18 protein-coding genes are annotated in these 20,883 nt (G+C 36.1%); 5 read left to right on the top strand and 13 right to left on the bottom strand.

Annotated elements, in window-relative coordinates:
- The first annotated feature begins 10 nt into the window (after window positions 1-10).
- Entirely contained in the window at window positions 11-1,765 is a 1,755-nt protein-coding gene (locus DAY19_RS14185) for a DEAD/DEAH box helicase (protein ID WP_115363601.1), read from the top strand.
- On the opposite strand, the gene DAY19_RS14180 is transcribed toward DAY19_RS14185, so the two are convergent.
- Complete coding sequence (locus DAY19_RS14180) at window positions 1,760-2,368, bottom strand: hypothetical protein (RefSeq protein ID WP_115363600.1); 609 nt, start codon at window positions 2,366-2,368, stop codon at window positions 1,760-1,762. The two genes, DAY19_RS14185 and DAY19_RS14180, sit on opposite strands and share 6 nt — an antisense overlap.
- Window positions 2,369-2,441: 73 nt before the next feature.
- Between DAY19_RS14180 and DAY19_RS14175 the strand changes: the two genes are divergently transcribed.
- The 4 genes from DAY19_RS14175 to DAY19_RS14160 all read left to right on the top strand — a co-directional run bounded on the left by DAY19_RS14175 (window position 2,442) and on the right by DAY19_RS14160 (window position 7,320).
- Entirely contained in the window at window positions 2,442-4,679 is a 2,238-nt protein-coding gene (locus tag DAY19_RS14175; RefSeq protein WP_115363598.1) for a toprim domain-containing protein, read from the top strand.
- A gap of 25 nt (window positions 4,680-4,704) precedes the next feature.
- Window positions 4,705-6,171: a DNA gyrase subunit A gene (locus DAY19_RS14170; protein WP_115363596.1), complete on the top strand. Its 1,467-nt coding sequence runs from the start codon at window positions 4,705-4,707 to the stop codon at window positions 6,169-6,171.
- A gap of 300 nt (window positions 6,172-6,471) precedes the next feature.
- Entirely contained in the window at window positions 6,472-6,882 is a 411-nt protein-coding gene (locus DAY19_RS15465) for an integration host factor subunit alpha (protein WP_115363751.1), read from the top strand.
- Between the two features lie 3 nt (window positions 6,883-6,885).
- Window positions 6,886-7,320 (top strand): MerR family transcriptional regulator, encoded by a 435-nt coding sequence (locus tag DAY19_RS14160; RefSeq protein WP_115363594.1) that lies wholly within the window; start codon window positions 6,886-6,888, stop codon window positions 7,318-7,320.
- Here DAY19_RS14160 and DAY19_RS14155 read toward each other — a convergent pair.
- The 12 genes from DAY19_RS14155 to gspD form a co-directional block, all read right to left on the bottom strand.
- Window positions 7,279-8,268 (bottom strand): polyprenyl synthetase family protein, encoded by a 990-nt coding sequence (locus DAY19_RS14155; RefSeq protein WP_115363591.1) that lies wholly within the window; start codon window positions 8,266-8,268, stop codon window positions 7,279-7,281. The genes DAY19_RS14160 and DAY19_RS14155 overlap by 42 nt on opposite strands.
- A 48-nt stretch (window positions 8,269-8,316) precedes the next feature.
- Window positions 8,317-9,258: a type II secretion system protein GspN gene (gene gspN, locus DAY19_RS14150; RefSeq protein ID WP_115363590.1), complete on the bottom strand. Its 942-nt coding sequence runs from the start codon at window positions 9,256-9,258 to the stop codon at window positions 8,317-8,319.
- Window positions 9,258-9,875 (bottom strand): hypothetical protein, encoded by a 618-nt coding sequence (locus tag DAY19_RS14145; protein ID WP_115363588.1) that lies wholly within the window; start codon window positions 9,873-9,875, stop codon window positions 9,258-9,260. The genes gspN and DAY19_RS14145 overlap by 1 nt, the downstream gene beginning before the upstream one ends.
- 3 nt (window positions 9,876-9,878) lie before the next feature.
- A complete protein-coding gene (pilM, locus tag DAY19_RS14140) occupies window positions 9,879-11,456 on the bottom strand; it encodes a pilus assembly protein PilM (protein ID WP_115363586.1) in 1,578 nt (525 codons plus the stop codon).
- 77 nt (window positions 11,457-11,533) lie between these two features.
- Entirely contained in the window at window positions 11,534-12,904 is a 1,371-nt protein-coding gene (locus tag DAY19_RS14135) for a type II secretion system protein GspK (protein WP_115363584.1), read from the bottom strand.
- The gene (locus tag DAY19_RS14130) at window positions 12,888-13,823 is read right to left on the bottom strand and encodes a PulJ/GspJ family protein (protein WP_115363582.1); all 936 of its coding nucleotides are present in this window, start codon (window positions 13,821-13,823) and stop codon (window positions 12,888-12,890) included. Before DAY19_RS14130 ends, DAY19_RS14135 begins: the two co-directional genes overlap by 17 nt.
- The gene (locus tag DAY19_RS14125) at window positions 13,813-14,325 is read right to left on the bottom strand and encodes a type IV pilus modification PilV family protein (protein WP_115363580.1); all 513 of its coding nucleotides are present in this window, start codon (window positions 14,323-14,325) and stop codon (window positions 13,813-13,815) included. The genes DAY19_RS14130 and DAY19_RS14125 overlap by 11 nt, the downstream gene beginning before the upstream one ends.
- The gene (locus tag DAY19_RS14120) at window positions 14,310-14,975 is read right to left on the bottom strand and encodes a pilus assembly FimT family protein (RefSeq protein ID WP_115363578.1); all 666 of its coding nucleotides are present in this window, start codon (window positions 14,973-14,975) and stop codon (window positions 14,310-14,312) included. The genes DAY19_RS14125 and DAY19_RS14120 overlap by 16 nt, the downstream gene beginning before the upstream one ends.
- Before the next feature lie 19 nt (window positions 14,976-14,994).
- The gene (gspG, locus tag DAY19_RS14115; RefSeq protein ID WP_115363576.1) at window positions 14,995-15,462 is read right to left on the bottom strand and encodes a type II secretion system major pseudopilin GspG; all 468 of its coding nucleotides are present in this window, start codon (window positions 15,460-15,462) and stop codon (window positions 14,995-14,997) included.
- A 45-nt stretch (window positions 15,463-15,507) separates the two neighbouring features.
- The gene (gene gspF / locus DAY19_RS14110) at window positions 15,508-16,716 is read right to left on the bottom strand and encodes a type II secretion system inner membrane protein GspF (protein WP_115363574.1); all 1,209 of its coding nucleotides are present in this window, start codon (window positions 16,714-16,716) and stop codon (window positions 15,508-15,510) included.
- A gap of 3 nt (window positions 16,717-16,719) precedes the next feature.
- The gene (locus tag DAY19_RS14105; protein WP_115363572.1) at window positions 16,720-18,453 is read right to left on the bottom strand and encodes a GspE/PulE family protein; all 1,734 of its coding nucleotides are present in this window, start codon (window positions 18,451-18,453) and stop codon (window positions 16,720-16,722) included.
- A 24-nt stretch (window positions 18,454-18,477) separates the two neighbouring features.
- Entirely contained in the window at window positions 18,478-20,877 is a 2,400-nt protein-coding gene (gspD, locus tag DAY19_RS14100) for a type II secretion system secretin GspD (protein WP_115363570.1), read from the bottom strand.
- Between the last annotated feature and the right edge of the window lie 6 nt (window positions 20,878-20,883).

Raw genomic sequence — 20,883 nt, 5'->3', positions numbered from 1 at the left:
AACTTAATTTATGAAATTTAAGCTCAGGGATTATCAGGTTGAAGCTGTAGAGCGTGTTATTTCACACTTTCGAAAAACCAAGGATCCATCTCTCATTGTACTTCCTACTGGTGCCGGAAAAAGTCTGGTGATTGCTGAACTTGCAAGAGTTGCTAAGGGAAGAGTCCTTGTATTGGCCCACGTAAAAGAGCTTGTTGAACAAAATCATGCTAAGTATGAATCCTATGATTTAAAAGCGGGGATCTTCTCTGCTTCAATGAAGAGAAAAGATTATAACGATAAAGTAATCTTTGGTTCAATTCAATCAGTGGCCAGAGCGGACGATAAATTTTTTAAAGACTTTTCTTTGATAATTATAGATGAATGTCATCGCATCTCTCTTGAGAAAGAAACTCAATACCAACAAGTTTTTGAAAAGATAAAGAAGGCCAATGAGAAGGTTTTCTTCTTGGGCCTAACTGCGACACCATATCGCTTGGGAATGGGGTGGATTTATAATTATCATTACCATGAAATCCTTCGAACAAATGAAGAACGATTCTTTAAGTTTTGCCTCTATGAGCTACCATTAAGTTATATGATTAAAAATGGTTATCTAACGAGGCCGATTAAGATTGATTCTCCTGTTGCTTGTTATGACTTTTCTAAGTTAGAAGTAAATGGAGATAATGGACGCTTTCTAACTCAAGAAATCGAGAAGATTTTAGAAGATTCCGCTCGAGTGACTCCTGGAATTGTGAAACATATTGTACAAGAAGCAAAAGATCGTCGTGGTGTTATGCTTTTTACCTCTACTGTAAAACATGCCAATGAAGTTCTTTCTCATTTACCTGAAAATGAAAGTGCTATCGTGACAGGAGAGACTCCTCAGGAAGATCGAGACTTATTAATTACTCATTTTAAAAATCAAGAAATTAAGTACCTGGTGAATGTCTCTGTTCTAACCACAGGCTTTGATGCCCCTCATGTGGATCTTATTGCAATTCTTCGTCCAACAGAGTCAATCAGTCTCTATCAACAAATCGTTGGAAGGGGCCTAAGACTTTTTGAAGGCAAGCAAGATTGCTTAATTTTAGACTATACAGGATTGGATCACGATATTTTCAAACCAGAAGTTGGGGAAGTAAAACCGAGTGGTGATACACAAGAGGTTCAAGTGATGTGTCCGGATTGTGGGCATGCAAATATCTTCTGGGGAAAAATGGATAGTGAGGGAAATATCACTGAACATTACGGCCGAAAATGTCAGGGAATACATCTTGATGAAGTAACAATGGACGTTCAAGAGTGTGGCTTTCTCTTTCGCTTTAAAAGCTGTGATAATTGCGGGCAAAGTAATGATATTAGTGCTCATATTTGTGTCCATTGTGAACATGAGTTGCGTGATGCAGATAAGAAGTTAAAAGAGGCCATGCAGCTTAAAGATGCTCATATAATGCGAGTAGAGGAGATGTTCTTTAAGCAATACCAAGGTAAGAAAGGACGATCTCTAGAAGTTAGTTATTTTGATGTAAATGGAGAGTCTTTAAAAGAGTATTTTCAGTTAAATACTCAGTCACAACGCATGGCCTTCTATCATGCTTTTGTGAAAAAACACCTCAAGCGAAGTGATTTGAAATATAAAGTTGATGATATTGAAAAAGTTATTCAAGATCGTATGTTCTTTAGAAAGCCCAAATTTGTAATTGCTCGTAAGAAGCAACGATTCTGGCAAGTTAGAGAAAAGATATTTTTAGAAGAAATAAATAGTAAACGCTATTTATAATCTGCGGGAAATACGAAATAGCTTCTGCATTGCTAGCTCTCCTAAAGTTTCGGAAAACATTTCAAAGAGTGTATCTGGTATTGATGACTTTTCTCCTTTCCAAAAACTTTTAGAAAAGAAGAGGCAACGTCCATCGCTTAATTGTCTAACATTTATTTCACCACGTAATCCTTTTAAGAATCCTTTATCAAAAGTGAAGGGATAGACACCCGGTTTTTTTATACGTGGAATCTTAAAAGTTAGAGACATTGGAAATGGCATTAATGTGTGATCAAGATAGAGATAGATTTGTTTTTTCTTCTCTGAATAGCCAGATAATTTAACCAGATCAATATATTCATTGAATTTCTCATAACGAGAAAGTTTTCGCAGTGCAGTCTTGCACTTGTTTGGATGGATGCCATATATTTGGTAATCTAAACTTTGTTTATTTCCTTCGGTCTTTACGATGGATTTACGATAAATTCTTTTTTTATCTACTAATATTTCCTTAATATCAGGGTTAATCCCTTTGAAATCAGAGGCATAGGCCTGATTTGAAAATACTAATAATTGGCAAAAAAGCGCTGTAATTATAAATGGTTGACGCGTTGTAACTTTCAAGGCCTTTAAGTTTCCCTTATTCTTTATACTGATTACATTATAGCACGAAGCTAAGATAGGGGAAAAGTTAAGGATGGGACGCAGCATTGAGTCAGTTAAAAGAAAAGGGAAGACGAAAGACGCAGTCATTGAGAGTAAAGATCAAAGATGGCACTGTCGAAATCGTATCACTCTCGTTTTCGGATCCAACGATATTGAAGACTTAGAGACTTATGTCTATGGTGATAAATCTGTTGATTTTCAGACAGTTAAGTTTCACCAGGCCAAGTCTAAAGCAATAGAAGAGTTACTAGATAATTGTATCGATGAGTATTATCGTGGCCACGTTACAGAGGTTCACACTTCATTAAGTGAAGATGGAAAGACGGTAACTGTTGCAGATAATGGAATCGGTTTTCCACTGGATAAGGTTAAACAGGTTTATTCTGAATTTAGAACAGGTTCTAAGTTTAAAGATGAAGAAACTGACGAAAAAGGTTTTCTTCACAGAACATTGGGACAAAATGGTCTTGGTGCAGCTGCTACATGTTTAACGGCCGATGAGTTCAATGTAACAATTAAACACTATAACTCTAAAAAAGAGCAGACAACGAAGTTTATCGATGGTGCTCTGAAGATAACACAAACAAAGCCTAAAAAGTTTAAAGGTGCTTCTGGGGTATCGATTCAGGTTACTCTTGCCAAGGAAGTTTATAAAGATAATAAAATTGATGAGGACCTTTTAAGAAAGCGTATTATCGACCTTGCTTATAATAATCCAGGTCTTGCTTTTTACTTTAACGGTGAAAAGTATCACTTCACTAAAGGACTATTTGAGCTTTCACAACGTATTGACGAAGAAAATGCTCATGACTTTGGTGTTCATTCATATGTTTATGAAACAGTAAATACAAAGAAGAAAAAGGTAAAGGGACGTATCGACATGTCTCTTTCATTCTGTATTGATAAAAGTAGTGAAGAGCGTGAAAGGTTTATTTCATTTGTAAACTCTACACCTACTTATGATGGTGGTTTCCACCATGATCGAGTTCGTCGTATCTTTATCAATGCCATAAAAGATAAGTTAGAGAGACAAGCTAAGAAAGAAAAAATCAAGCTAGTTGATAACGATGTTCTCTCAGGTCTTACTTTTGTCCTTGGTATTACAATGCCAAACCCAAGGTTTGAGTCGCAAACAAAGCGTAAGCTTGTACGTGATACACATCTTGAAAAGGCCCTTGAAGAATTCATGGGTAAGAATATTGATAAATTTATGAGAAAGAATAAGGACTATCTAGAAGTTGTTCTTGAAAGAGGTAAGTCTCGTCATAAGTACCAAGTTCTAAAAGAAGCCGCTAAGAAGGCCCGTAAGCAAAAAAGGCAAAGAGTTGAAAAACTTCTTGATGCCAACGAGAGAAAGAAGCGCGATCTTTGTACTCTTTTCATTTGTGAGGGAGATTCAGCAATTGGTGGTTTAAGATCTGCTCGTAATAAGCTTTATCAAGGAGGGATTGCCCTTCGAGGTAAGCCAATGAACGTTGCACAAGCAGGTATTAAAGATATTCTAAATAACCAAGAATTTTCAGATATTATGGCCTCAATTGGCCTGGCCCTAGGTCAAGAAGTTGAACCAAAGAAACTTCGTTATTCTAGTATTGTCTTCCTGGCCGACTCAGATGTTGATGGTGGCCATATTAATACACTCTTAACGAATTTCTTCTACCAATTTTGGCCGGAGTTATTCGAGATGGGTGCTATTCAGATTGCAAAGGCACCTCTTTTTGAGGTTATCACTGATAAGAAGACACTTTATTTTGAGTCAGAGAAAGAATTAGATCAATTTAGAGATTCAGGTGAAGCTAAGATTAAAATGATTCACCGAAATAAAGGGCTAGGGGAGATGTCTCCTGAAGCTTGGAAGTACGTTCTCTCAAAAGATGAGTACACAAAGATAACAATTGATAATAATGCTAAAGCTAAAGAAATGTTAAATATCTGCTTTGGTAAAGACACAAACTTAAGAAAGGACCTTCTATTAGATGAAGCCGAGTCTGAGATCATGTCTGAAGTTATCGAAGAGCAAGAAAAGGCCCCTGCTAAGAAAAAGCCTGCTAAAAAAGCAGCAAAGAAAGTTGCCAAAAAAGCAGCAAAGAAAGTAGCGAAGAAGACGGCAAAAAAGACGGCAAAGAAGAAAACTGCAAAAAAAGCAGCAAAGAAAACTGCAAAAAAAGCAGCAAAGAAAACTGCTAAAAAGGCCAAGAAGAAAGCAAAGAAAGCAGTTGGTAAAAAAGCGGGCTCAAGCCTAGCAGATATGATTGATTATCTTGATTAAAAAAGTATTAGGAAGGAAATAAATAATGCAAGAAACTTATCTTCACTCACTTGAGTCTATTAATTTAGAAGATATTGTAAGAGATGAATACCGCACATATCAGATCTATACCTTAATGGATCGTGCCATCCCTTATCTACAAGACGGCCTAAAACCAGGACAGAGAAGGATTTTATATACTCTTTGGAAAAATCAATCAAAGGGGCTTTTAAAAGTATCAGCTGCAACGGGATTAGTTCTAACTCTTCACCCACACGGACCTGCATCGATTGAATCTGCCATTGTTAACATGGCACAAGATTATACGTTCTCAAATAATTACCCTCTTATCGATAAGAAAGGGTACTTCGGAGAACGTATGGAAACCGATCCAGCGGCCGGAAGGTATATTGAGTGTAAGTTAGGAAAGTTTTCTGAAATTCTTTTATTTGATGATATGAACCAAGTTGAAATGGTTCCTAATTATGATGAGAGAACAATGGAGCCAGTAGGGCTTCTACCAAAGCTTCCAATTATGCTACTTAATGGAGCAGAGGGGATTGGAACTGGTTTTTCTTCAATGATTCCAAGTTTTCACCATAAGGATGTTATCCGATCGATGATCCATTGTGTAGAAAAAGGAAAACCTCGTAAGATGAAGCCTTATGTGCACAATTATTCACTTCCAATTCATGAAGATAAGAAAACTGGAAAGCTAACCTTTGATATGTCTATCGAAGAAAAAGGCGGAAAGTTTTTTATTACTGAATTGCCACGTGGTTATGATGCAAAAAAGATCTATCGTCACTTAACGAAGTTTATCGATAGTGGTTTTATAAAAGACTTCGTTGATGCATCAGTTGATAACGAAATTAATATTGAATTACTTTTCAAAAAAGGCCAGGAAGTAACGCTAAAAGAAGTTACTGACACAATTGGAGTAACATCTTCACTATCTCCAAACTATACTCTTATTTCTGAAAGAGGAGTTAAGATCTTTGAGCGTGCTGAAGAGATTATTGAGATCTTTACGCAAGAAAGACTTAAGGTCGTTAAGCGTCGATATGAACTTCTTTGTGAAGATCTTAAAGATTCAATTACAAAAAATAATGAGATCATCAAATTTATTAAGAATAAAGAATACGAAAAGGCGACAAAGTCAAAAAACAGAAAGTCATTTGTTGAGTATCTAGAGAAGAAGAAATATGTCTACTCTGATTACCTTGCAGATATGCCTATTTATCGTATGACAAAAGATGAAGTAGAAAAGCGTAAGCTCATGGTTAAAGATGAAACGAAGAAGCTGGCCGAGTATACAAAAATCGCAAAGTCTCCAAAATTAATTGCCAAGAAGTTAATCGAAGAGCTAAACGATGTTGATACTAAGTTGACTGATTGGATCAAGAAAAAAGATCAAGAGAAGCAGAAGGTTCTAAAGAAAATTGCTAAGGATCAAGAAAAGCTTGGAAAGAAGAAGGCAAAGAAAAAGGCCGTTAAAAAGAAGTCTAAGTAATCATCTCGAAAATGAATAAAAAAAATCCCCAGCAAGAGTGCGGAACCTATGCTGGGGATTGTTCATGTCAATACGCCAATTTGACAAGAAGAAGTTGATATATACATATTACATAATAGTTGTTTAGTAAGACAACTTAAGAAATTCTTAAAGTAGGGAAATGATCGCTTTACTCTAAAAATGTCTAAGTTATTAAAATGAAATATATTTCCCATAAAATTTTTTTTGTGAAATATTCATAATTCTGCTAACCTATTAATATATATAGGTTCTTTTGATTCATGGAGGAATGCAATGAGCTTGACCAAAGCTGATATAGTTGAACGAGTTTACAAGGAAGCAGGGTTTTCTAAAAAGGAAGCTTCTGACCTAGTTGATCTAGTGTTTAAGGTAATTAAAGACACTTTAGCACGTGGTGAAAAGGTGAAAATTTCTGGTTTTGGAAATTTCTCAATTCGCGATAAGGCGTCTCGTGTGGGGCGAAACCCTCAGACAGGTGAGGCGATGGAGATTTCTGCTAGACGTGTTCTTACGTTCAAACCATCTCAAGTACTAAAAGAAGACATCACTGGACGTTATGCTCATCGTATTGATGAAAAGGGTAAGGAAGATACTTCTATTGCTCCTAAGGAAGGTAAGCCACAAGCGCTTAGCTCTTTCTTAAATAATGATGATAGTAAAGATGATGAAAATGAATTCAATGGATTTTAATCAATGTTAGAGAACTTAGATATCCCACAAAAATCACTTTTTAAATTAGATGAAGTTTGTACGATCGTCGGTGTAAAGCCGTATGTATTAAGATTCTGGGAAAGTGAATTTGAAGAAGTTTCACCCCTTGTTTCATCGACTGGACAAAAGTTATTTGAACAAAAAGATATCCAAATTCTTGCAAAGATTAAGTCATTGCTTTTTGATAATAAATTATCAATTGATAAGGCCAAGCTAGTCCTAAATGGAAAGCTTGATCTAGAAAAAGCAACTAAGCCTAAGAAAGTTGTAGCAAGATCAAATAAGCCAATTAAAGCTGTAAAGTCTAAAATGGCAAACTTTGATATTGATCTCGATAAGCTTGAACAGGCACGTGGCATTCTGAAAGAATTGAACCTAAAGAGTCAAAGTATTCAACAAAGAAATAATTGGATCTAATGAGGCGGCTTGGGCCGTCTCTACATCCTCTTCATTCTTGAGTTGCGATAGATGAGAGATGATCGTCTCTTTACTATTTTCTATTATTGAGAGTATCTTCCCTAAGTATTGTCCATAGACAAATCTTAAGTTTTCACAGCCATATTTTTCGAAGAAATGTTTTTGATATTCTAAATTACGTTTTAACTCATTAAAGCATTGAGTTTGTCTTGTAAGCCATGGGTTTACTACTGATTCATGCTCACTAAGTTTTTCATCTTCTAGCTCACATAAATCATCTAGAAGTTGAAATGCAACTCCCATATGATGACCTAGTCGGTGAAGTGCTTTGGCCTGTTGAAATGTCGTATTCTCTGTTTGGAGATATGCTCCAACAATGGCCAGTTGAATGAGTCTGGCCGTTTTAAGTTTATGCGTAAGAACGAGATTCTCAAAACTTTCAGTCATTTGGTGATCAAGGTCTAGGGCCTGGCCAAGGATTAGTCCTTTTGCTCCTAGACACCAGTGAGCATAATTTAATATTTCATATTTATTATTACATTTAATTTTATTAATAAGATTAAAGCTTAATCCGTGGAGTGCATCTCCGGCCAATAAGGCCTGCCACTGACCAAATTTTGCGTGTGTCGAAAGTCTACCGCGACGATATTGGTCGTCATCCATGCATGGCATGTCATCATGAATAAGTGTATATGTGTGATGGATTTCTAATGCGCACGAGAAGCTCTTAATTGAATTATGTGCATCTTTATTGTCTAAATTGATACCAAAGTCCATGGCCGTTGCATATGCCAGGAGAGGGCGAAATAACTTACCAGCAGGAAGAAGAGAATAGTCATAAATTTCATGGAAAAAATTTTGATAACTATGTTTTTCTATTAGCTCTTTTAGGTCAGCTTCGATATGCTGCCTTGCGTTTTTTATATCCAGATTATTCGTCGTTTGCATCGATTAAAGATGCTCTAATTTGTCTTAGTAGTCAACTAGAACTATGGACTATGGCTTTACGATAATTGGTGTTCCAGGGTTTCCAAGAGTACCGTTAATTCTCATATGATAGAAGCCTTGTTCGTCTGGTTGACCGTTTCCTAAAATAAGATTCAAAATAGCAAATTGTTCAATAAATTCTGGAGAGAACTTAACTTGTGCTTCAATCTCTAACTTCGATCTTTTAATATTGATTTTATCCAGGTCAATAATCCCACTGGCCTTAGCACGGATAGGTGAGTCTTGAGTTCCAAGAATAAGCTCTTTTATCTCAATTGGTCCACCATCAGATGATGCTTTTAAAGATAGGTTATTAATTGCTAAAGTTGGAATTTCAAAACTTTGAATGATCTGTGATGGTATAACTAAGTCTTTTGAACGTAGATATATATCGAGATCTTTAAGTGCTTTTAAATCAGTGCTAACAAGGGCCTCTATATCGATATTTCCATTGATTGAAACTGGACCCAGCATTGGTCTAAGTGATTCCAGATTAATTCTTGTCTCTTCTAATTTTAGATACTGAGTAGAGAAGTTATGAATTGATTTAATATTCAATGTACTATCAAAACCATTGATTTTATCGATTTTAGAAGAAAAGCTAATTCCAATAGGAGCGACACTTGGAAGACCAAGTGATACGTTAGCAGATTTTATCGTTAGAGCATCTGGTGTACGTAAGCAGCGTCCAGAAACTTCAAGCCCTGACAACTCTAGGCCAGGTAAGAAGTAACTTAATTGTGCTTTCTTATAGAATATTGGACACTGGCGATTCTTTTTTAGGCCACTTTGTAATAGCCCATATATTTTATCTTCAAAAGAGAAGTTTGCTAAAAATCCTATAATGACTGAAGAGAAGGAAAGGACAATAATAAGAAATATTGTTTTCTTATTAAGCTTATAAGTTTCTTCTTGTATATTATTTTCGTTCTTACTCATCGTTTCTTGCATTAATCGGCCTTCGTATAAAACTCAAAAGTAAACTTACCTGAGACAAATTTTGTGTCTTTCGTACGTTCTAATTCTACTTCTGTAATAATTACTTTGAAGCGTCTATGTAATTCATTGAGTAGACCTACGAGGGCCTTATTTGTAAATTTGTTAATCATAAGATTTGTTTCAATTCTACTAATAGAGCCACCAAGGTTTGAACGACTAAAACCATCAACAGAGACTTGATTAGATTCGATATCAAAACGAGTTAGAGAGTTACTTAACATTTGTACAAAGTCCGGCTTTTCATAGATCTTTGCATCAGATATTATTCCACCTTCTTGAGTTTTAAGTTGAACATTTCCTTCCTTAAAACTAATGATTGAATCTTTAAGCTCCAGTCTTGTCGTTAATTCATTTTTTTGAATCGTTCTAAAAATAAAGACACCGGCCAAAAGTAGAATAGGGATAATAAGAGTTACAGCAGAAAAGAATTGATTGATAATTCTTTGTTCTGTTTCGGAAAATGCTCTTAATTGATCAGCTGTTGATTGAAAGAAGTTAGATGATCTTGCTTCTTCAATTTGCTTATCAATTGCAATATCAATTTCTTTAAATAAACTTTTATCACTCATATTCTATTTGCCTTTAAAGCTAATGATTACGCTACTTTGTTTTGACTCGTCTATATTTGCTTCGTTAACATTTAATTTTTTTAGAACCTTAATGAGTTGGTCGCGATCTCGTTGCGTCTTTGTGTTGAATTCAGCATAACCGCTAGTGAGGTCACCACGATACTTTGTTAATGAAACTTGAGTATTTCTTTTAATTGCTTCAGTTACTGTGTGAAGGTTTTTAAGTGCACTTGAAGTAGGGACACTTTCTAATACTTCTAAATCGATATTAATTGCCTTGTTCTTACGCTCAACAATCTTTTGAAGTCTTTCTGGTCTTTTTCTTAAGTAAGCAGTTTGTTTTCTTGTTAAATTTAGATCACTTGTTTTAATAAGTTGTCTTATTTCACGGTTAGTTGTCTTTATGTCATTGTTTATGAAATAGAATGATTCAACGAGAAGGCCTGCAATTATAATGAGACAAACAATTGCAACACGATAAAAAGAAAAAATTGTATTTTCTAGTTTGATTCCATCTTTTAGGGCCGAGGCAAATTCTTTAGTAAAGAAATTCTTTGCTGGTTCTTTGAAAGCATTAGTCGCACCCATTGTGTAACCAAGCGTGAGGGCATTGTACTCGTGTGTTGATACCATCTTCTCAAGACCCGGTGACATAAATTGAGAAACACTAACTTTTAATCTTTCAGTAATATAATTATCAATATTTTTAATATTTGCACTTCCACCAGTAAGGTAAATATGCTCAATACTTTGACCCGTCTTTACTCGATGGCCTAGAAGCCAACGATCAATTTGTGACAGTAGATCCTTAAATGTTTGATGCATCATCAGTGCGAAATCTTGTTGCTCTTTTGTAACACTATCAAGCTGAGACTTTGTTAAAAAGAAGCTATTTTCATGCTTGAAGATACGCGCTTCACTTGGCCCAATGTCATAAGTTTTAGAGATCGCCTCATCAATTGCGGCACCTGCAACGTATGAAATATGGTGTGTATAAATAATTCCATTATAAACAAGATACGCCTTAGTTGTTTCGTGACCGATATCTAAGATACATACATTTGATTCGATTTTCTTTTCTTCAACGAAACTTTGATAAACACTTAACTCGGAAGTTAGGTTAGAAGGTACTGTATGATAGGCTTGTAGGAAATTGCGATATGTTGCAAAAACATTCTTTTCTGCAATTTGTACAATAGCAGAAAATTGCCCATTAATTTTCTTATAGAGATTCACAATATAGTGAGTATCAATAATATTAAAAGGAAGATCCTCTTCAAGTTGAAAAGGGATCATAAGCTCAGCATCTTTTTTATTCTTTGCTGGCAAATCAAGATAGCGATTTGTTAAGAACTCATTTGGTAATTGAGTGATAATTCTTCCATGGAAGTTTTGATCCTGGAGGTATCCAGAAATAATTCTTTGTTGTAACTCATGAATAGAGATATCAATTTCATTTGGCCCTCTAACATCTTCAAGTAGAATCTCTTCTAACTCTTCAACGATGAATTTCTTCTTTTGAACTCGGCCTTCAATAAATTTGATACTGTACGTACCACAGTCAATAACTAAAATGCTCATAAATTTATTTTACCAAATTTCAATAACTTTGCTGTTACTTTTTATAATGAAAATTTTGCCATGCAAAAGGAGGGAAGTTAGTATGTACGGATTTCTACAACTCTTGGCCTTAGAAGATAGTATTTACTTTCTTCATTTTGTTGCTGCTGACCTTGAGTAGTCTGGTTTGTTCCTTGGTTATTTACTTGGCCATTATTAGAGCCTTGATTGAGTGAACCAGTTTGTCCTTGTGAGTTTGTTGAAGGTGATTGAGGCTTGATTGGTAAGTCGATAAAAGCAGTCAACTTATAGGTAGAGTTTCCATAAGTGCCGATGGACTCAAGTTTAAATAATTTTCCACCAGTTCCAATAACAATGTCAGCATCTGCAAACTCTTTAATTCTCTTATCATATTCACTTGCATCGATGGCACCAATTCGCCCCGTGAGAAGAGCTTTAAAGTCCTTTTCTGTTTTAAAAGGTGTTGCCGTAATACCTGACTCTTCATCTCCGTCACGGTATTTAAAAAACTCTTCAAGTGCCACATCTGACATTTCTGGAAAGAGAACTTTTAATTGATTAAGAGTGATTTCATTGACGTTAATTACAGATACGTTGTGAATGCTAATACGGTCTTTAATTAAGTTTACGATTTCATCATCCCAGCCAGCTAGAGAGTAGAGCTCGTCTGTTGTCTCAAATGCTGCATGTTTTGCTTCAATTCCCTCATTTTGATAAGTTCTTTGAATATCGGCCTTCTCAGGCTCATCGTAATCATTTTCTCCAGATACGTAATATTTCAATTCTTTTACTAGTAACCTGGGATCTAAATTCGAGTAGTGTAGAGCGAATGTTTCACTATTTTCAATCTCTTCTCTAAAAGTTTTCTCAAGCATTTCAATAAAAGTTTTTTCCATAAACTCATGTGGCTTTAGTGACTGGCCACTTCCTTGTTGTGATGAGCTGCTCTGAGAAAAGCTATTGGCATTTTGATTGATTGGCTTAATAACTCTTAGTGTATTAGGGTTTAGAAATCCTGTAATCGATTTTAAGCTAACTGAAAGAGTCCCCTGAATGAATGATTCATCTTCAAACTCAGCAATCGCATTCTTTTGTAGGGCCGACATCTCTCCAGTTGTCGGAATTGGAATCATAAATGGCTGTGTCGCAATCGCTTCAATATCACTTTTTGAAATAGTATTTTGAAGTGAAGTATTATCTTCTAATTTATTCCATGCTTCACGATACACTTTTAGAATTGAAAGAGCATATTGTAGACCTGCTTCAGCATTTAGCTTTGCTTGGGCCTTATCAACTTGGTGCTCAATGCGAATTTTGTTAAGCTTTGTCTCATAAGTAAATTGTGCCAAGAGAACAGTCAAGATAGCAACCGCCGTTGTTACCATGATAATAGCAATACCGGAATTGTTCTTTAATATAATGTTAAAAGTGCTATTTTTTGACTTCATATTTCTCTTTTAAATCTTCAGTTGTATCAAACGTAGGCCATAGGACTCTTACTGTTCTTTCTATCTCAAATTCATCGCCATTTTTTGAAACGTAGTCTAGGTTCAGTTTTATTAGTCTTGGCGTATTTCTTAACTTATTTAATTCTTTTAATGATGCAACAAACTTTTCTTTTTCTGGGCTATAAAACTCAAAGTAAAAATCCCTTAAGTTATTAATGACAGCGTACTCTTTTGCATCTTCCCAATCTAGCTCTGTATCATAGAGGTTTTGTGAAATTACTGTTCTAGTTAATGAGTAAGGAGCTTCTTTATTCTTTTCTTCTTCATCAACTCCTGATGTTTCAGTTGTTACAACGCGATATCGAACCCAAATCAAATTAGACTGCTTTGAGTTTTTTATAAGTCTTCGGTTTGCAGAAGTCATAAAAATTAGCGAGCCTTTCTCTTCATTGATAAGAATAGGGATCGGAATATTACTAGATGATAAATTATCAAAGTTCTTATTTTGATAGAGGTGAGAAGTCATCACTGGAGGATTCGTGTTCTGAGTTTGAGACTGACTCTGGCCTTGTGTTTGTGAACCAGGTTGTCCACTTCCAAGTTGTGAGCCTGAAGTACTTGAGCGCTGGCTTTGCTGATATGTCTTAGCAAATAATTTATTATCTTCTGACTTTTGTGATTCAAAATATAGAGGAGAGTGGATTAACTCGAGGTCTCTTTGAATTCGCATAAGACCAATTTCTAATTGAAGTCTTTCTCTGTCTTCTGAAGTTATTCGATCGTTTGTTGTGGCACTACTATCGACAATTTGATAAATGGCCGTCATGAGAAATGAAAGAATAGCAATAGCAATTAAGACTTCGATTAATGTGAAGCCAGCTTTATTTGCTAATATCTTTTCATCTCTTTTATAAACCATTTATTTGAACTTTGTATTTTTCGTTTGAGATCCAAGTACTTAATGAAAATGACTCTTCAGTCGTTTCGTCTTTTACTGTTACACGAACCTGCCAAATTAGTTTTTCTAAATTATCTTTAACAACTGAAAAAATTTGTTTTTGAATAGAGTTGTTACTGTCATCTCCATCTTCAGGAGTTTCTTGACCTGTAATTTTTTCGTAATCGGGAACAATAAACTTATTCCATTCTACGCTGTAGCTAATATTTTCGTTTTCTTCAAACTTTCCTGTTTCAGCTTTTAAAGTTAGGCTTTCTTTAAGCTCTGGTGGGTAGGCCACTATTTCATTGACCTTTTTAACAGCGTATTCACGCAGAGTGATCTCTGAGCGCATCTCTATTGAGTCTGTAATATTTAGACCTTGTGCTGTAATATATGCAGTAATGAATACTGCAAATATAGCAAGTCCTATAAGAACTTCAATTAATGTGAAACCAGAGTTGTTTTTTAGTTGCTTAACCATTCGTCATACAATTCGTTTGCTTTTTCAATTAACTTCTCAACATAGTCTTCGTTTCCAAAGTTGACACCTTCAAGTGCTACGTACTCTCTATTAATTACTTGAGAGTAAGGCTCGGTTGAAAGAGCAACCATTTCTTCTTCTGTTGCTAAGATAATTATAACAGAATCTTTTTCACCTGTCGGGTAAAAGTAGACGAAAGGTTTTCCCGTTGTATGGAGTTTTTGTGTCAGGGTGCTTCCAACGGCGACAATTTTAACTGCACCACTAGGCGTAAAGTCATCGGCGTTAAACTCTGGTAGAGGTGTGAAGCGTCCAGATGACTTCATCTCTTCTTGTTCTTCTTCAGTTAAATCATCAAAGTTTCTTGTACCCTCAATATCGATAACAAAGTCATTACTTTGGGCAATTTCAAGAGTTGGTCTTTGATCAAGTTCTTCTAAAGGAAAACCAAGGCGAATAAACTTATTTTGAAGGCTTGCTTCATCACTAGAGAAGCGAATAATGCGTTCAATATTATTGATTGTTTCATCGAGATTGCGGCGACTTGAAAAAGAGGTTCCCACAACCATGTAGAGCAGTAAAGATGCTAAGGCCATGGATACCAGAATTTCAATTAATGTAAAACCTGATTGTCCATGGCCTCTATGCATGATTACCTTTAATCTTTAATTACTTTCTATCTCTTAGGTATAGATCTTTAGCGAAACCTTCTCCGCCTTCTTCATTATCATTACCATAAGACATAATATTGTACGTCTTACCATCAGAAGTATAAACGTATTCCATATCCCATGGATCTAGAGGAATTTGATCTGCATCAATAAATCCATTTGGTGGATAGTTACGACACTCACGTCCTCCTGAAGGCTTTGATAGAAGTGCTTCTAGACCTTGTTCTGTAGTAGGGTAGAAGTTACACTTTCTTCTAAAGTCTTTTAGAAGTGATTCAAGTGACTTCATCTGAATGTTAGCTGATTTAACACGACCTTCTTCTAATGAATCAAAAACTTTACCTGCAATAAATGTCCCCATTAATGAGATAAGTGTTAATGCAATTAGAATTTCAATTAGCGTCATACCTGCTTGGTTTTTTAAAGCCTGAACCTTAAAAAAGTTTTTAAAATTGTAATCTTTCAAAATAAATCTCCTTAAATATCTTCTCTTCCTAAAATCAAGTTAAGCTTAGTTGATTGAGTTCAGCTCCATCATTGGAACAACTACCGACATTACAATAAATGCAACGGCACCACCCATTCCCACCATCATAATCGGTTCTAAAACAGATGTTAACCCACTTAGCTTAGATTCTACCTGATCTTCGTAGTTTTCCGCAATAATGTTAAGCATTGGCTCAAGTTCCCCTGACTTCTCTCCTAGGCTGATCATGTGTGTCACCATAATAGGAAAGTGTCCAGATTGAGCCAAAGGCGCTGCCATTGAAGAACCTTCAGATATATTAACACGTGCACTCTCAATTGCATCCTGCATGTGGACATTGCCGATTAGATTTTTGACAATTTTCATGGCAGCAAGAATTGGAACACCCGAATTCAATAGAGTTGATAGAGTTGAGGCAAAACGTGAAACGTTTACCATTGTTATAAGTTGACCAAAGATTGGTAGCTTTAAAGTTAATGAGTCCCAACGTGAACGGCCTTTCTTTGTATTGATATAGCGTTTAAATAACCAGAAGGCACCGAAGAGACCAACGATAACGGCCCACCAGTATTGTTGAAGAAAGCTTGAGAGCCAAATTGAAATCTGTGTTGGTAGGGGAAGCTCTTTTTTCATTGAGACAAAGATTTTTGTAATCTTTGGAATAACGAGAACTAGAATAACACCCATAACGGTTGCACCAACAATAAGCATAATTATTGGGTACATCATGGCACCCTTCACTTTATTTTTTAATTTAACTTGCGCTTCTGTAAATTCAGCAAGACGTAGTAGAACGATGTCTAAAGTTCCTGATTGTTCACCGGCTTCAACCATGTTGACATAGATATGGTCAAAAACTTTTGGGTAATCAGCAAGGGCGGCAGCAAGGGAAGAACCCTCGTTAACCTTTTGTCTTATTTCTGAAAGTATAACCTTAAGTTTTGGGTTTTCACATTGCTCGATTAAAGCATTAAATGATTCAACAATTTGAATTCTTGCCTTAATAAGCGTTGCTAATTGTCTTGTCATTAATGAGAGATCATTAATTGAGATTGTGCTACCAAAGTTGATTTCAAAAGATGCTTTTGATCCCGATTTATGCTCTTTTATTGATGTGAGCATAATACCTTGAGCGCGAATTTTTGCCTTTGCGGCCAATTCATTTTCGGCCGTAATATTGCCTTTCTTCTCGCTACCTGTACGATCAATACCTTTATAATCAAAAATGGCCATGTATTACTCTTTTGTTTCTTCTTCTGTTTCAATATTAATGGCACGATTCATTTCAGAGATAGAAGTGATACCTCTAAGAACCTTCTCAATGGCATCATCGCGAAGTGTCTTCATTCCAGCTCTTTGTGCCGCACGTTTAATCTTTCCAGAAGGTGCAGAGTTAATAATCATCGTTCTGATCTCGTCGTTAATCATAAGAAGTTCTGCAACTACTGTCATTCCAGAGTATCCTTTGTTATCACAACTTGGACAACCTACGGATTCATAAACAGTATGACCTTCTGGTATTGCTTTAATTCCTAAAACTTCTAGATCAAATTTAGATATATCTTTTGGCCTTTTGCACTCACTACAAAGTGTACGGATTAGTCTTTGTGCTAGTGCGCCAGATAGGGAAGAGGCAATCATAAATGGCTGCACACCCATGTCAATTAGACGGTTTGGAACAGAGGATGCATCGTTGGTGTGAATTGTTGATAGAACAAAGTGACCTGTAATCGATGCTTGAATTGCCATTTCCGCTGTTTCATAATCCCTCGTTTCCCCAACCATGATAACATCAGGGTTTTGACGAAGAATAGCTCGAAGTGCTTTCGCAAATGATAATTCAATTTTGTGGTTTACCTGAATTTGTGAAATACCTGGTACTTCATATTCCACCGGGTCTTCAACTGTAATGATCATACGATCAGGAGTGTTGATACGACTTAGCATTGCAAAGAGAGTCGTTGACTTACCGTGACCAGTTGGCCCTGATACGTAAACAATTCCATCTTTTCTTTGTGATAGGGCATCGAGATCATTTAGAACCTTCCCATGGAAGCCTAAGTGATCCAGTTGAAGGATATTATTATCCTTTTCTAGAATCCTCATAACAATACGTTCACCATTTTGAACTGGTACTGTTGAAAGACGAATATCAATATCTTTTCCGGCCATCTTAATTGGAATTCGGCCATCTTGTGGCATACGCTTTTCTGCAATATCTAGTTTTGCCATAACCTTAATACGTGAGGCAACAGCAGAGTGAGTTTTTAGAGGTTGTCTTAAAACTTCCGTCATAACTCGGTTGATACGAAAACGATAAATCGACTCTTTTTCATAAGGTTCAATATGAATATCTGTTGCACGCTCTTTAACAGCTCTAAAGATAATAGAGTTAACAAAGCGTATAACAGGAGCCTCGTCAGCTCCAGCATCAAGGATATCAATTGGCCCATCTAGGTCGAGAGTTTCATCAAACTCGTCCTCAAGAGATTGAACCATATTCTTATTAGCTTTCTCGTAAACTCTGTTGATTGCATCATTAACTTTTAAAGGCTGAGCAACTGAGACATGAATATCTTTTTTAAAGATTTCTCTTAAATCATTGATGGCATCAAAGTTAAAAGGGTCGGTGATAATAATTGAAACAAAGCGTGGTGTTTCTAGTACTGGAATTAACTCCTGACTTTTAGCATAGTTAATCGGAATATTAGTAATGAGTTCAGGGTCAATCGTATCAACATCAATTTCAGTTTCATAAGGAATATCAATTTGATGACAGATTACTTTTGTGATGTCATGCGGATGAATGTAATTCTTCTTTAAGAGAATTTCTCCAATTAGCATTCCCGATTCTTGTTGAATATCCAGGGCCTCGTCAAGTTGTTCACGAGTGAGGGAAGTGTGCTTAATTAAAAGCTCACCAATTTTCTCTTTTCCCTGTTCAAATGTTTCTAGCACTTGGTTTCTCATATACTGTGTATGCCTTTATAACTCTTACTTACTAATGATAACGTCTTTATTACTTGTTTTAATTCTTACTTCATTGTCTTTTTTTGAAGCAGCTTTTTTAGACTTTACCTTCTGAACGATATCTTCATACTTTGGTTTATCAACAGGAGCGCTACTGTTTAAGTCCATCTCCTGATTTTGAACACCTTTCTTATTCTGATCTTTGTAGTAACGGTTACGACTTTCATCATAAAGTGGACCGTCTTGTTGTTTCTTGGCCTTATTGTAAAGTCCTTTGGCCGTTGATTTAAACGGATCGTTTTCACCATGGTATTTCTTCAGGTGAGAGGCACGACGATTTAAATTCTCTTTAACAGTTTCAGCAACATCTTGCTGGTAGTTATCTAAAATACTTGGTGTTAAGAAAAATAACATATTAAGTTTTTCAGTCTGTGTACTTGTATTCTTAAATAGCCAGCCTAGGACAGGGATATCACCAAGTAGTGGAACTTTTGAAACAGAGTCAACTGTCTTGTCTCGCATTAAACCACTCATGGCAATTGTGTCACGATCTCTTACTGTAACTGTTGTAACTGCACTTCTAACAACTGTACCAACACCGACGTTTTGAACACCTGATGGAAGGGCACGGCTAGAGAAGTCTTCTAGGTTCTGATCAATCTTAAGTTTGATATAACGAGTAACCTTATTAATTTGTGGTGTAATCTTAAGTTTAAGAGTTACGTTTTGTGTTTCAAGTGATGTCGTTGTCGACCCATTTGAAGCTTGTGTCTCTTTAGGCACAGGAATCTTCTCACCAACTTCAAATACACCTTCTGTATTATCTTGAACGAGTAGTTGAGGAGTCGAGAGAACATTTGTGTCACCGTGACTTGCAATCGCTGAGATCAGTGCGTTCACTGAATCGATCTTAACAGTTTGCCCACCAACATCAACTTCAACTTCGTTTCCGATACCAATACCTGCAAATAGTCCACCGATTGATTGCCATGAACCTGAAAGTAGTTGAGTTAGTGTACTTCCTGAAGAACCTTGCAGTGAACCAGCTCTATCAGCAGCACCTGTACCGTAGGCTCCAACAATTGATACACCTAAGTCTCTTGACTTAGAAATATTTGTTTCCATAATTAGACCTTCAACAAAGACTTGGTCTTTAGGTTGGTCTAGTTTCTTGATTACTTTTTCAAGTGTTAGCCAATCAGTAGGAGAGGCAGTAACAACAAGAGCGTTATTTGATTTGTCTGCTGTAATTCTAACTTCAGCATTGAATAATTCGTTTTCATCATCGTTACTTGCTGCTCTCGAGAAGCGTGATCGTCTCGTCGTTCTCGATGTTCTAGAGCTTCCTGAGCTACTAACTAGTTCAGAAAGTGTCTTAGACATATCCTCGGCATCACCGTGGTAGAGGTAGTAAACATGGATTTGCTCATTATTTGAAGCGACTAGCTCAACATCAAGTTTATTAATTAACTCTTTTAATCTCTTTGCACCACTTGAGTTGGCCATGGCGATAATAGAATTTGTTCTTGGCTCAGCAGTAAGTTTTGAAATACTTTGTCCTCCGCCATCATTACTACGACGTGCGGTCTTCTTTGATGTGTCATCCTTGAGGATTTTATCGAGAAGCTTTGCAATTTCTGAGGCAGAAGTATTTTTAACAGGTATAATTTGAAGCGTTTCTTCGTGTCCTGGAACATCGATGAACTTAATTAAGCTCATAAGACGATTAATATTAGAACCTGTATCTTGAATGATAATTGTATTTGTTTGTTTAATTTCAATAATACGCCCATAACGAGACATAAATGGTCTAAATGAACGAGAGACCTCTGTCGAGTCAATATTCTTTAGGGCAATAATCTTCATTAAGTAATTTTCAGTTTCTGGAACGTAGTTTCCCGTGTAGATCTTTGTTGGGATATAACGAATATCTCTTGCTTGAACAATCTTATAGAATGCACCTGATTTAACCATTGTTAAACCATTCATATTAAGAGCTGCTAGGTATGCCTTCCATGCATCTCCAACTGTAATTGGAGTAGGTGCAGAGATTGAAATCTTTCCTTTAAGGTCTTTGTCGATAATAAGATTGAGACCAGTAAGCTTTTGCATATGTTTTGTCAGATCTTGTAGGGATGTATCTTCAAAGTCAAAGCTAGTAACAATTTCAGGACCAAAAGCTGTTTCTGGATTTAGGTTTACATAGGCATCATCAGTTTTCTTTGGTTGATTTGCAGTTCTTCCAAAAGCATCACTCCCTGAAGTCGCTGTACTTGTGTTAAGTAAGTTTGCTGCAGATGGTCTGTCGCTGCTATCGCGATTAACTTTCGTCTTTGACTTAAACTGTCTAAACTGCGCTTCTGCATATGGTGTAGACAGGCAGAGTAGTGAAAGTGCTGAAAGATTTAAAAATAGTTTCTTCATCCGTGA

It is taken from the genome of Halobacteriovorax vibrionivorans (genome assembly GCF_003346865.1).
GTDB classification, from domain to species: domain Bacteria; phylum Bdellovibrionota; class Bacteriovoracia; order Bacteriovoracales; family Bacteriovoracaceae; genus Halobacteriovorax_A; species Halobacteriovorax_A vibrionivorans.
The sequence above is the reverse complement of the archived record's forward strand: the minus strand, read 5'-3'. Positions and strand labels throughout refer to the sequence as shown.

Bases quoted from the DNA above. Each gene is read 5' to 3' on its own strand.
- gspD (WP_115363570.1), bottom strand. From the start codon at position 20,877: ATGAAGAAACTATTTTTAAATCTTTCAGCACTTTCACTACTCTGCCTG.
- pilM (WP_115363586.1), bottom strand. From the start codon at position 11,456: ATGAGCATTTTAGTTATTGACTGTGGTACGTACAGTATCAAATTTATT.
- gspN (WP_115363590.1), bottom strand. From the start codon at position 9,258: ATGCAAGAAACGATGAGTAAGAACGAAAATAATATACAAGAAGAAACT.
- DAY19_RS14185 (WP_115363601.1), top strand. From the start codon at position 11: ATGAAATTTAAGCTCAGGGATTATCAGGTTGAAGCTGTAGAGCGTGTT.
- DAY19_RS14125 (WP_115363580.1), bottom strand. From the start codon at position 14,325: ATGGTTAAGCAACTAAAAAACAACTCTGGTTTCACATTAATTGAAGTT.
- DAY19_RS14120 (WP_115363578.1), bottom strand. From the start codon at position 14,975: ATGCATAGAGGCCATGGACAATCAGGTTTTACATTAATTGAAATTCTG.
- DAY19_RS14130 (WP_115363582.1), bottom strand. From the start codon at position 13,823: ATGGTTTATAAAAGAGATGAAAAGATATTAGCAAATAAAGCTGGCTTC.
- DAY19_RS14135 (WP_115363584.1), bottom strand. From the start codon at position 12,904: ATGAAGTCAAAAAATAGCACTTTTAACATTATATTAAAGAACAATTCC.
- DAY19_RS14105 (WP_115363572.1), bottom strand. From the start codon at position 18,453: ATGAGAAACCAAGTGCTAGAAACATTTGAACAGGGAAAAGAGAAAATT.
- DAY19_RS14160 (WP_115363594.1), top strand. From the start codon at position 6,886: ATGTTAGAGAACTTAGATATCCCACAAAAATCACTTTTTAAATTAGAT.
- DAY19_RS14155 (WP_115363591.1), bottom strand. From the start codon at position 8,268: ATGCAAACGACGAATAATCTGGATATAAAAAACGCAAGGCAGCATATC.
- DAY19_RS14170 (WP_115363596.1), top strand. From the start codon at position 4,705: ATGCAAGAAACTTATCTTCACTCACTTGAGTCTATTAATTTAGAAGAT.
- DAY19_RS14175 (WP_115363598.1), top strand. From the start codon at position 2,442: ATGGGACGCAGCATTGAGTCAGTTAAAAGAAAAGGGAAGACGAAAGAC.
- DAY19_RS14145 (WP_115363588.1), bottom strand. From the start codon at position 9,875: ATGAGTGATAAAAGTTTATTTAAAGAAATTGATATTGCAATTGATAAG.
- gspF (WP_115363574.1), bottom strand. From the start codon at position 16,716: ATGGCCATTTTTGATTATAAAGGTATTGATCGTACAGGTAGCGAGAAG.